The 11619-nt window shown below is 72.6% G+C and carries 10 protein-coding genes; 7 read left to right on the forward strand and 3 right to left on the reverse strand.

Going from position 1 to position 11619, the window contains the following annotated elements:
* The first annotated feature begins 168 nt into the window (after positions 1-168).
* The 3 genes from WMF12_RS19780 to WMF12_RS19790 all read left to right on the forward strand — a co-directional run bounded on the left by WMF12_RS19780 (position 169) and on the right by WMF12_RS19790 (position 3366).
* Entirely contained in the window at positions 169-1263 is a 1095-nt protein-coding gene (locus WMF12_RS19780) for a DUF72 domain-containing protein (RefSeq protein ID WP_437873094.1), read from the forward strand.
* Between the two features lie 244 nt (positions 1264-1507).
* Complete coding sequence (locus WMF12_RS19785) at positions 1508-3073, forward strand: phytoene desaturase family protein (RefSeq protein ID WP_437873095.1); 1566 nt, start codon at positions 1508-1510, stop codon at positions 3071-3073.
* A complete protein-coding gene (locus tag WMF12_RS19790) occupies positions 3070-3366 on the forward strand; it encodes a hypothetical protein (protein WP_437873096.1) in 297 nt (98 codons plus the stop codon). Before WMF12_RS19785 ends, WMF12_RS19790 begins: the two co-directional genes overlap by 4 nt.
* 43 nt (positions 3367-3409) lie before the next feature.
* Here the strand turns inward: WMF12_RS19790 and WMF12_RS19795 are convergent, their stop codons facing one another.
* Both WMF12_RS19795 and WMF12_RS19800 read right to left on the reverse strand, forming a co-directional pair.
* Positions 3410-4348, reverse strand: a complete 939-nt coding sequence (locus tag WMF12_RS19795; RefSeq protein ID WP_437873097.1) for a sugar phosphate nucleotidyltransferase — start codon at positions 4346-4348, stop codon at positions 3410-3412.
* An 86-nt stretch (positions 4349-4434) separates the two neighbouring features.
* Positions 4435-5967, reverse strand: a complete 1533-nt coding sequence (locus WMF12_RS19800) for a protein kinase domain-containing protein (RefSeq protein WP_437873098.1) — start codon at positions 5965-5967, stop codon at positions 4435-4437.
* Positions 5968-6104: 137 nt separating this feature from the next.
* Here WMF12_RS19800 and WMF12_RS19805 point away from each other — a divergent pair, with 137 nt between their 5' ends.
* The 4 genes from WMF12_RS19805 (at position 6105) to gyrA (ending at position 11050) form a co-directional block, all read left to right on the forward strand.
* Positions 6105-6800: a hypothetical protein gene (locus tag WMF12_RS19805; RefSeq protein ID WP_437873099.1), complete on the forward strand. Its 696-nt coding sequence runs from the start codon at positions 6105-6107 to the stop codon at positions 6798-6800.
* A gap of 79 nt (positions 6801-6879) precedes the next feature.
* Positions 6880-7113 (forward strand): hypothetical protein, encoded by a 234-nt coding sequence (locus WMF12_RS19810; RefSeq protein ID WP_437873100.1) that lies wholly within the window; start codon positions 6880-6882, stop codon positions 7111-7113.
* Positions 7114-7416: 303 nt separating this feature from the next.
* The gene (locus tag WMF12_RS19815; protein ID WP_437873101.1) at positions 7417-7989 is read left to right on the forward strand and encodes a hypothetical protein; all 573 of its coding nucleotides are present in this window, start codon (positions 7417-7419) and stop codon (positions 7987-7989) included.
* 439 nt (positions 7990-8428) lie between these two features.
* Entirely contained in the window at positions 8429-11050 is a 2622-nt protein-coding gene (gene gyrA, locus WMF12_RS19820; RefSeq protein WP_437873102.1) for a DNA gyrase subunit A, read from the forward strand.
* Here gyrA and WMF12_RS19825 read toward each other — a convergent pair.
* Positions 11047-11613 carry a gamma-glutamylcyclotransferase gene (locus tag WMF12_RS19825; protein ID WP_437873103.1) on the reverse strand — a complete coding sequence of 189 codons (567 nt, stop codon included), beginning with the start codon at positions 11611-11613 and terminating at the stop codon, positions 11047-11049. The two genes, gyrA and WMF12_RS19825, sit on opposite strands and share 4 nt — an antisense overlap.
* Positions 11614-11619: the final 6 nt, after the last annotated feature.

Raw genomic sequence — 11619 nt, forward strand, 5'->3', positions numbered from 1 at the left:
ATCGCGGCGAGGGAGCTGAGCCCCTCGCCGCGACGGTGTCCTGTTGCGATGGATCCGGACCGGAAGCGGCGGCCGCGCCGCCCCCCTACCGCGCTGGCCAGCGCGGCGGTCGTCCCCGCCCGCGTGGCCGTTGTCGCGGAGCGCGCCGGAAGCAGTAGACTCGACCGGGTGAGCCGCTCCCCTGGGCGCCGTGGCCCCAACCCATCGCAGCTCTCGCTGTTCGGTGCAGCGCCGGAGCCCGCCGCTGCCGAGGCGGCGCGCGAGCGCGACGCGATGGCGGCGGTCTACGACGATGCCGCCCGCCTGGCGGCGCGGCTGCCGCCGGGGCTCCACCTCGGCACGAGCTCGTGGAGCTTCCCCGGCTGGCAGGGCCTCGTCTACGCCGCGCGGCAGAGCACGGAGGAGCTCGCGCGCGATGGCCTCGCCGAGTACGCCCGGCACCCGCTGCTCACGACGGTCGGAATCGACCGCAGCTTCTACGCCCCCGTCCCCGACAGCGACTTCCGCCGTTACGGAGCGCAGCTGCCGGACGGCTTCCGCTGCGTATCGAAGGCGCTGCACGCCGTCGTGTCCCAGACGCTGGAGCGATCGCAGACCCCGCCGAACGAGGACGAGGGGCGCAGCGCGGGCCCCGCTCGCCTCGAGCCGAACCCGGATTTCCTCTCGGTGCCGCTCTTCCTCTCGCGCGTCGCCGCGCCGCTGCTCACGGTGTTCCGGGCGCACGCGGGGCCGGTGCTGCTCGAGCTGCCCCCGGTCGGCCCGCCCCACCGGCTCCCGCCGCGCGCGTTCTTCGAGCGGCTCGACGCGTTCCTCGGCGCGCTGCCGCGCGAGCTCTCCTGCGCGGTCGAGCTCAGGGAGCGCGCCTATTTCACCGGCGAGTACCGGGAGATCCTTGGCGCGCGCGGCGTCGCCCACGCCTACAGCTACTGGCGCAACATGCCGTCTCCCGGGGCCCAGGCCGATGTGGTGCCCGTCTCGAACGCCCCGTTCGCGGTCGTCCGGCTCTCGCTCAAGCCCGGTCGCCGCTACGAGGCGGAGAAGCGCCGGTTCCACCCGTTCAACCGGGTGGTCGAGCCGGATCCCGAGATGCGCGCGGAGGTCGCGCGGATCCTCTGCGAGGCCGCGGCGCTGCGCATCGAGAGCTTCACGCTCGTGAACAACAAGGCCGAAGGCTCGGCGCCCCTGACCGTGCGCGCCATCGCCGAGGAGGTCGCCGCGGCGTGGCGCGAGCCCACGGCGCCCACGACGACCGCCGGCGGGTGAGCCCGACCAGGGCAGGACGGAGCGGGCCGGCGCGACGCGCGCGCCAGCGCCGCGGAGGAGAGGACAGGCTGGAAAGGGTCGCCGTGCGGGCAGCCTCGGGGCCGGCGCGGCGCGCCCCTCCCCGCTACCGCGCGCGAAAAGGGCTCTCCTCGCCGTACCATTCGTGCAACACCTCGTGCGCCATGGCCCGAGCGCCGGCGCGCCGGCCGCGGCAGAGGACGCGCACAGCGCTTGGAGGTGCCCAGTGAAACGCAGTGAAGCTCCGGCCCGCGCCGATGTGGTCATCGTCGGCGCCGGCCACAACGGTCTCGTCGCCGCCGTCCTCCTCGCCCGCCGCGGGCTCGACGTGGTGGTGCTCGAGGAGAAGGACGCGGTCGGCGGCGCGGTGAAGACCGAGCACCCCTTCCGGAAGGCGCCGGGCCTCGGCGTCTCGAGCGGCGCCTACCTGCTCGGGCTCGCCCCCCCCGAGCTGCTCCGCGAGGTCGGCGTCGCCCTCCCCCTCCGGCGGCGCGATCCGCACTATTTCCTCCCGACCACGGACCGGCGCTACCTGCTCTTCGGCTCGGACCAGGCCGCGATGAAGCGGCAGTTCCTTGAGTTCTTCTCCCAGGACGACTGGGACGCGAACAGCGCGCTCCAGGCCGAGCTCGCCGCGCTCCGGGACGACATCGCCCCGACGTGGCTCGCGGAGCCGCTCTCCATCGAGGAGACGGCGGAGCGTTACGTGCGGCCCGCCCTCCGGCAGACGTTCGTGGCGCTCTGCCGGGGCACGATCTCCGACTACCTCGCGCGGTTCGGCTGGAAGAGCGATCTCCTCAAGGCGATGTACGCCGTGACCGACGCCTTCTCGGGGCTCGCGGGCGGCTTCGAGTCGCCCGGCACCGGCATGAACTTCCTCATCCACAACATGTGCCGCCTCCCCGGCGCCGACGGGACCTGGATGATCGTCGAGGGCGGGATGGGCACGATCTCCCGCCTCTTCGCCGAGAAGGCGAGGGCCGAGGGCGCGACGATCGTCACCGGCGCGCGCGTCGCGCGGATCGAGGCGTCCGGGGGCGCCGTCTCCGGCGTGCTCCTCGAGGACGGCACGCGCATCGCCGCGAAGGTGGTCGTCTCGAACGCCGATCCGTACCGCACCCGCGCGCTCGCCGGCGAGGCGGCGATCGGGGCCTCGCTCTCGGCGCGGCTCGACGCGCTCGCGAAGGACGGCTCGACGCTCAAGGTCAACATGGCGCTGACCGGCCTGCCCACGTTCACGTGCCTCCCGGAGGATCGCGGGCAGTTCGGGCCGACCATCCACCTCCTGCCGGACGAGGACGTCGTGATGGACACGCTGCGGCAGGCCCACCGCGACGCGATGAGCGGGCGCCTCCCGGAGTTCCCCGCGATCGAGTGGTACTTCCACACGCCGATCGACCCGAGCCTGCGCGACGCGGAGGGCCACCACAACGCGGCGCTCTTCGTGCAGTGGGTGCCCTACGCGCTCGCGGGCGGCGAGACGTGGGACGAGGCCGCGCCGCGCTACGTGAAGCACCTCCTCTCGATCTGCGATCGCTTCGCGCCTGGGATGAGCGACCTCGTGCTGGAGACGTTCACGCTGGCGCCGCCGGACATCGAGCGGCACTTCGGGATCACGAAGGGGCACATCCACCACATCGACAACAGCTTCGGCTTCGCCGATCGCGTACCCTACCGGTTCGGGCTCGCCGGGCTCTACTCGTGCAGCGCGGGGACGCACCCGGCCGGGTCGGTCATCGGCGCGGCTGGGCACAACGCAGCGAAGGCCGCGCTCGCCGACCTCGGGAGATGAAGTGGCACCTCATGGCGATGGGAGCGCTCGCCGTGGTGGCCGGATGCAGCAGGGAGCCGCCGTCTCCAGACGGCCCGCCGGGCGCGCCGGCGATCAGCGAGGCGGAGGTGATCCTGCGCGAGCACCCGGAGCGACATCATCCATCCATCCGGCCTGGCACTCCGGAGTATGGCGTCTTCATCAAGGACGTCCTCTGGGGTGTCTACCCGGAGCTGTCCGAGCACCGGAAGGCGGATGAGATCCGCAGGTTTGCGACCGAGTACGTGAATCGCGCCGACGCACCAGCGCGGTGAAGCTCGCCCCTCCCTGGTCGCAGGGACTTCTCCACCCACGTGCTCACCCGGACGCGCGCGCGACCGTCCCCTTCGCCGTCACCACCGCGCGCTCGAGCGGGGCGCCGGCGCCGAGGACCACCTGCGCGCCCGGCCAGACCACACACCCGCGCGCCGCGCCCGCCCCCTCGACCCGCGCCCCCGCCCCGACGACGCTGCCCGCCACGTCCACGCCTTCGGCGACGGACGCCCCCGGGCCGACGTAGCTCCGCAAGCCGCGCTGCGAGAGCCAGCGCGCGCTCGCCGCCAGGTACGCGGCCAGCGTTCCGATGTCGTGCCACACGGCGGGCGCCGCGAACGTCGCGAGCGAGCGCCCCTCGCGCAGCCACGGCAGGTACACGTCCCCCACCATGCACCCGCGCGGCGGCAGCCTTCGCCGGAGCGCCCCGCCGACCACGTGCACGCCCACGAAATCGCCGCCCGCGACCTCGTCGCCGAAGCGCTCGCCGCGGAGCCGCACCACCTCGCCCCGCGCGCCGACGCCGACCGTCCCCTCCCCGGCCGGCCGCGGCGCGACCGCGAGCGTCGCGCCCGCGCCGTGATGGCCGTGCGCCGCCGAGAGCGCCGCCACGTCGAGATCGATCAGGATGTCGCCGTTCCAGAGGACCACGTCGCCCTCGCCGAGCGCGCCCGCCGCGTTCGCGAGGCCCCCGGCGGTGCCGAGGGGCTCCGGCTCGTGCAGGACCTCGACGGGCACCGGGAACGCCGCGAGCAGATCGCGCGAGAATCGCTCCGCGAGGTGGGACTTGTTCACCGCGACGCGAACGACGCCGCCCGCGGCGAGCCGCTCGGCGATGTGCGCGATGAGCGGCCGATCGCCGAGCCACAGGAGCGGCTTCGGCATCTCGTCCGTGAGCGGGCGGAGCCGGGTCCCGAGCCCCGCCGCGAGGATCATGGCAGAGGCCATGGCCGCGAGGATCGCCCCTTCACGGGGAACGTTCAAGAAATCGAGGTCGCCACGGCGCGACCGCGCAGCCGCGCGACGGCGCCAGCGGAGATCGCGGCCATCGGCCCGATCCCTCGTTCAGCTCACTCCCCCCGCTCGGGCAGCCCCCGCGCCGCGCGCTCGAGCAGCTCGTGCCCCGTCGCGTCCCCCTCCTCGATGTGCGCGACACCGATGCGGAGGGTCATCCGGAAGGGCGTCGTGGCCGCTCGCCGGAAGCGGTGCTGGCGCACCTTCTCGCCGAGCACCTTCGCGAACGCGGACGCCCGCGTCCGGCCGATCCCGGGGCAGACGATCGCGAGGGTGTCGCGGCGGTAGCGCCCGAGCAGCCCGCCTTCCGGCACGTAGATCCTGACGATGCGCGCGAGATCGCCGAGGATGCGATCGACCCCGGCTCGGCCCTGCGTCTCCTCGACGCCCTGGAGCCCCTCCACGCTGAGCAGCAGCAGCGAGAGCCTCCTCGTCCGCTGCTCCCTGGCGCGCTGCACCTCCTTCTTCAGGAAGGCCCGGAGCCGCTCCTCGTGGACGACCGCGGCGAGGTCCTCGTCGCGCTGGCGTGACTCGCCGGCCTTGGGCCCTGGCTCCGGAGGCTTTGGCCCGGGGTCCGACGGCGAGCTGGCGCGCCGGTCGTCCGCGTCGACCCCGCGGGTCTCGACCCCGCGGCGGGACGACGGCGGCGGGTTCGTGGGCCGCTCGGGCGGGGGCGGCGTCGACGGGGCGGGCGCGCCGAGCGCCTCCGCCATCAGCGTGACGGCCGCCGTGGCGCGCTCGAAGCGGTCCTTCGGGTCGATCGCGGTCGCCTGCTGGAACCACGCGTCGAAGGCGGGCGGCAGCCGGATGCTGCTGCGGCGCCGCGCGGCGCGGGCGCTCGGAGGCTCGGGCAACCCCGCCACCATCCGCTGGAGGAGCGCGTAGACCGACGGCAGGACGTTGGCCTCGGTCAGCCAGTACGGGCTGCCCACGAGCAGCGCGAAGGCGACATGCGCGAGCGCATGGATGTCGGTCTTCGGCCCGACGGCGACGTCGCCGCGGATCTGCTCGGGCGCCATGTAGAGGGGCGTCCCGACCATTGCCGTGCGGTCCGCCATGCTGCGGTGCGCCACGACCTTCGCCAGCCCAAAATCAAGGACCTTCACGCAAGGGGAGCCGTCGTCCCGCCTCGTCAGGAAGAGGTTTGCCGGCTTGAGGTCCCGGTGGACGATGGCGGCCGCGTGCATCTTGTCGAGCGCGCGCGCGACCTGGCCCAGGTAGAGCACCACCTCGGCCGGCGGCAGCGGGCCGCGGCGCGCCGACAGGCTCGCGAGCTCCTCGCCCTGGAGCAGGTCCATGACGAGGAACGGCATCCCCGAGTCGGCGTCGATGCCGGCATCGGAGATGTGAACGATGTGGTCGCTCTCGATCCCGCCCGTGATCTTGGCTTCCTGGGCGAACCGGGCGCGCTGGGCCGGGTCCTGGATGGAGCCGGGGAGCATCACCTTGAGCGCTCGGCGGCGGTCCGTGACCACGTCCACGACCTCGTACACCGCCCCCATCCCGCCCGTCTTGATGGGGCGCACGACGCGGTACCGCCCATGGAAAGGCGTGTCGGGTCGGAGCTGCGCGAGGCTCGGCGGATCCATAGGGTGATCGCGGCCCTGGGAGCATAGATCGGACCGGGCCTTGTCCGGTCGCCGTTCGCGCCCCCCGAGGTGGGGTGGGCAGCTGGTGTGTGCCGGAAAACTCGACGCCTCCGGCGGCCGCGTGGTAGCTCCGCCGGGTGGGTTTCTCTGCGCTCGCCGTCCTCTCCGCCGCGAGGCGGAGCTCCGCGCCCTGGGCCGCGGCCGCGTTGCTCGGCCTCGGCGCCGTGACCCTCATCACAGCGCCGAGCTGCGGCAACGACGCTGTGGGCGTCGACGCCTGCCGGCGGATCGAGCAGGCCCGGTGCGAGGCGGCCGCCGTGTGCCCGGAGTGGATCGGCTCCGGGGACGCCGAAGAGCGGGTGAACACCTGCGTCGAGTTCTACTGGGACCAGTGCCTGCACGGCTTCGAGAGCGGCGCCGGCGGCGGCCAGACCGTGGCAGAGCCGACGACCCTCCAGGTCGATGCCTGCGTTGCCGCCGTCGGCGAGGCGCGCGCCTGCGCCAGCGCCAAGGTCGCGTCCATGGCGGAGTGCTCTGCGGCGCCGCTCGCCGCGGGCGTGGACCGCGCGATCACCCCCTGCAAGGTGATCACCGCGCAGGCGGAGGCGCTCGAGGCCTGCGCGTTCGTCGCCGCCCCGAACAGCGGCGGCGCCGGCAGCGGCAGCTCTGGCAACGCGGGCAGCGGCGGCTCCGGCGGCAGCGATGTCTCCGGCGGCGGCAGCGGCGGCAGCGGCAGCGCCGGCTCCGGCGGCGGCAGCGGCGGCGGCTCCGGCGGCGGCAGCGCGGGCAGCGGTGGCTCCGGCGGCGGGAACGGCGGCTCCGGCGGGCCCTAATACAGCTGCGGGAAGCTCCCTCGGACTGACCGATCGCCGACGTCGCACCAACCTGCTAGGTTCAGAGAGGACTTCGACGATGGCTACGCCGGCAACAGTCCACGTTGATGTGGGGCTCCCTTCCGATCTCGCACAGCTCCGCCTCCCGGCGGGGGTCGATCGAAGGCTGCAGGCGCTCCTGGACAAGCAGGATCGCGGGGAGAAGCTATCGGCGGATGAGGCCATCGAAGCCGAGGGGCTCGTCGATCTCGCCGAGCTGCTCAGCTTGCTGCGCCTCCGCGCATCGCGGAAGGAGCCTGCGCTGACGCGATGAGCGGCGACAGCGTGCCCGCGGCGCTCCATCGACGTGAAGAGGCGTTGCGGGGTCGGTTCCCGTAGAGAGCGGGCGCCCGCAGCTTCCGCGAGCTCATCACCGCCTCGCGAGCGCGAGCGGCGCATCCGGCAGCTCGCCCGCGAGCGCCGCCTCCGCCGGCGCCTCCTCTCGCGGGCTTCGCTCGGCCGCGCGCCGTGCCCGGCGCCGCGCCCGCGCAGCTGGGCCGCGTTTCATGTGGCGCCGTTCCCCGGCTTGGACTAGTGCCCCCTGCCGATGGGCCGAGCTCGAGCTGGTTTCGGAACGTTGTTCGCTGCGGATCACGCGCGCGGGCGCTCCCCGCGACCCCGGGCCGGCCGGTGCGCCCTGGCGCTCGCCGTCCTCGCGCTCACGGCCTGCGCCGACGGGTCCAACAGCGACGACGACCTGCAGCTCGGGACGTCGATGACCATCGACCCGCTCGCCTTCCTGGGAGACGTCCAGTGCTCGGGTTCGGACGAGCTGGAAGCCATCCGCAGCTACGTCGCCACGCTCACCGACAACAGCGCGGAGGGCGGGCCGTCCCCCCTCGCCTCGTCGCCGCCAATCTCCTGTGCGTGGAGCGTGTCGTTCACCTCCGTCGTCGAGGGGCACGAGTACACGGTCAGGATCGACGGCTACGGGGGGGAGTTCGCCGATGAGCTCACGCCCAAAGGTGGCGAGACCTCCGGAAACCCCGAAATGCTGCTCCCCAACGGTGACAAGGCCGACCCGATCTGGACGTGGGAGTGCCCCGGCCCCGACCCCGACGCCCCGGACGGCGCCGGCTCGATCGTGGCGGAGAAGGACGTAGAAATCGTCGTCCGGACGTGCGCCCAGCCCACCCGCGTCGAGCCCTGACCCTTCCGGCGCCCCCGGTGTGCCGCCTCACGCTCCCGCCGCGCCGTCCAGCGCCCCCGCCCAGGACGCTCCCGCGCTCTCGCTGCGCTGTCCGGCCCCCCTGATGCGCCCTCGCCGGCGCCTCGCGGCGTCCGGCGAGGAGCCGGCGGCAGGCCGCGATCCCGCGCCCGCGCGCGCGGGCAGGAACGCCCTCTGAGGCCGGCAAACCCTTTGCGCCGGCCTGCCCCTTGGAGTACCTGAACGCATCCGTCGCATCCCCTGAACAGCGTGGGTCATAGGGCGGGCGGCGAAGGCCGGACTCCACCTCGTCGCTCGTCGTTCGAGGCCAGGGCCGCTTCTGCTGCTCCGCTCGACGCTCGAGCCGCGCTGGGATGGGCCTCTACGACGGGGGCCGAGCGCGCGCCGCGCCCGCCCCCCGCGCCTCGGGTGCAGGTCCCCCATGGAAGAGACGTCGAACATCCAGCAGAAGGTTCCGGTCAGCATCCAGGACGAGCTCCGGACGAGCTACCTCGACTACGCGATGAGCGTGATCATCGGCCGCGCGATCCCGGACGTGCGCGACGGCCTGAAGCCGGTGCACCGCCGGATCCTCTACTCGATGAACGAGCAGAAGATCGGCCCCACCGGCTCGCACAAGAAGTGCGCGCGCGTCGTCGGAGACGTCCTCGGCAAGTACCACCCGCACGGCGATCTCGCGGTCTACGACGCGCTCGTCCGGATGGGGCAGACCTTCAGCCTGCGCTACCCGCTCATCGACGGGCAGGGCAACTACGGCTCGGTCGACGGCGACTCGCCCGCGGCCATGCGGTACACGGAGTCGCGCCTGTCGCGGATGGCCGTCGAGCTGCTCGCCGATCTCGACAAGGACACGGTCGACTTCGTCCCGAACTACGACGACTCGGAGCTCGAGCCGAGCGTCCTGCCGGCGAAGTTCCCGCAGCTCCTGGTGAACGGATCCGGCGGCATCGCCGTCGGCATGGCGACGAACATCCCGCCGCACAACCTCGGCGAGATCATCGACGCGACGATCGCCATCATCCGCAACCCCGACATCACCCTGGAGGAGCTGCTCCACCTCGTCCCGGGCCCCGATTTCCCGACCGGCGGCCTCATCTACGGCAAGAGCGGGATCGTGCAGGCGTACACGACCGGCCGCGGCTCGATCACGATGCGCGGGCGCCACCAGGTCGAGAAGACGATGAAGGGCGACCGCGAGCAGATCGTCTTCACCGAGATCCCCTACCAGGTGAACAAGGCCCGGCTGGTCGCGAAGATCGCCGAGTGCATGAAGGAGAAACGCATCGAGGGGATCAGCGAGGTGCGCGACGAGAGCGACCGCGAGGGGATGCGGATCGTCATCGAGCTGAAGAAGGACATCTTCCCGCAGGTGGTCGTCAACCAGCTCTACCGGCTGACGGACCTCCAGGCGACGTTCGGGGTCATCAACCTGTCGATCGCGAACGGGCGCCCCGCGGTGCTGAGCCTGAAGGACACGCTCTCGCACTTCATCGAGCACCGGCGTGAGGTCGTGACGCGGCGCTGTCGGTTCGAGCTCCGGCAGGCCGAGGCGCAGCGCGAGCTCGTCGAGGGGCTCGGGATGGCGACGAGCGACATCGATCGCATCGTCGCGACGATCCGGGCCTCGAGCGATCCGGACGACGCGCGGGAGAACCTGCAGAAGCTGCCCCTCCGGGGGCTCGGCGAGTTCCTCCGGCGCGCCGGCCGCCCGGAGCCCGAGTGCGCCGAGGCCGACGGCCGCGGCGACTACTTCCTGTCGGAGCGGCAGGCCAAGGCGATCCTCGAGATGCGGCTGTCGCGCCTGACCGGCCTCGAGCGGGAGAAGCTCGCGAAGGAGTACGGCGAGCTGTCGCAGACCATCGAGCGGCTCCGGGCGATCCTGGCCGACATGGGGCTGCTCATGAATGTGATCGTGATGGAGCTCGAGGAGATCAAGGAGCGCTTCGGCGACAAGCGGCGCACCGAGATCGTCCCGGCCGAGGCCGAGATCCAGATGGAGGACCTGATCCAGGAAGAGGACATGGTCGTGACCATCTCGCACGCCGGCTACCTGAAGCGGACGCCGACCTCGACGTACCGGGCGCAGCGCCGCGGCGGCAAGGGGATGGTGGGGATGGAGGCGCGCGAGGAGGACTGGGTGAGCCAGCTCTTCGTGGCGTCGACGCACTCGTACGTCTTCTTCTTCAGCGACAAGGGCAAGGTCTTCGTCAAGAAGGTCTACGAGATCCCGCAGGCGCCTCGGAACGCGAAGGGCCGGGCGATCGTGAACTTCGTCGGGATGGAGCCGGGGGAGAAGGTCGCGGCGATCACGCCGGTGCCGAGCTTCGACGGCGAGACGTTCGTGGTGACGCTGACCCGCCGCGGGCAGATCAAGAAGACGGCGCTCAACGAGTACGAGAACTACCGGGACAAGGGGATCATCGGCGTGCGGATCGAGGAGGGTGATCAGCTCTTCACGGCGGCGCTCACCGACGGCAAGCGCGAGCTCGTGATCGCGACGCGGAGCGGGATGAGCATCCGCTTCCCCGAGGACCAGGTGCGCCCGACGGGCCGCGCGACGATGGGCGTGAAGGGCATCGAGCTCGACGAGGGCGACGTGGTGGTGGGCCTCGGCGTGAGCGGCGACGGGCGCGACCGGGTGCTCGCGGTGTGCGAGCGCGGGTACGGCAAGCAGACGCCGCTCGAGGAGTTCCGGCTCCAGAGCCGCGGCGGCAAGGGCGTCATCCTCATCGACGCGAGCGAGCGGAACGGGCCGGTCGTGGGCGTCGCCATGGTGAGCCCGAGCGACGAGGTGCTGATCGTGACCGATCGCGGGCAGATGATCCGCACCAAGACGAGCGAGATCCGCGAGACGGGGCGCAACGCGCAGGGCGTGCGGATCATGCACGTCGGCCAGGACGAGCGGGTCGTCGCCGTCGAGGCCTTCGCGGCGGACGCGGCCGAGGCCGAGGAGGGCGGCTCGACGCCGCCGGGTGCGGGCGTGGACGGGACCAACGGGGTCGCGGATCACGCGGGCGGGAACGGGAGCAGCGAGGTCAACTAGACGTCGACCGCGCGCGGAGCTCGATGGCCGACGAGGGCCGCTAACTCGGTCACGTGCTCGTCGTGGGCGCCCATCGCCGCGAGCGCGTCGGCGAGCTGCAGGACATACTCGACGTTCGAGCCGCTCGGGCCGTGCGACGCAAGCACCTGAGCGGCAATCTCGGGGAGCGGCGCAGCGCCCAGGTAGTCGGGATTATCCGGCGTGGCCAGGTACACGATGGCCGACCGGGCCGTGATCTCCGCGCGCACCGCCGCCCCGTCCTCAAGGTGAAGCGGCACGTCGTGGCGCGCATAGCCGCCCTTCTCGCGGTGGTCCAGCGCGCGAAGCACCTCGTCGAGCTCGGCCACGGCAACGCGATAGGCCATCCCCCAGCAGCGCGCGCCAGGGGCCGCGATGAGCGTAACCACCCGCCCAGGCGCCCCAGGGACGCCCCGATGATCGGTAGACCCCTGCCAGAAGCGGCGGGTCCACCCCGTGATGTACCCGGGCACCATCTGCTCGAAGCGGAAGGCAGGACGCCAGATCAACGAGCCGTAACCGAAGATCCACGTCTCGCGGTGCACGGGGCG

The organism is Sorangium sp. So ce363 (assembly GCF_051520435.1).
Lineage (GTDB): Bacteria > Myxococcota_A > Polyangia > Polyangiales > Polyangiaceae > Sorangium > Sorangium cellulosum_B.

Excerpts from the sequence above, each read along its gene's own strand:
- gyrA (WP_437873102.1), top strand. The coding sequence starts at position 8,429 with ATGGAAGAGACGTCGAACATCCAGCAGAAGGTTCCGGTCAGCATCCAG.
- WMF12_RS19800 (WP_437873098.1), bottom strand. The coding sequence starts at position 5,967 with ATGGATCCGCCGAGCCTCGCGCAGCTCCGACCCGACACGCCTTTCCAT.
- WMF12_RS19810 (WP_437873100.1), top strand. The coding sequence starts at position 6,880 with ATGGCTACGCCGGCAACAGTCCACGTTGATGTGGGGCTCCCTTCCGAT.
- WMF12_RS19790 (WP_437873096.1), top strand. The coding sequence starts at position 3,070 with ATGAAGTGGCACCTCATGGCGATGGGAGCGCTCGCCGTGGTGGCCGGA.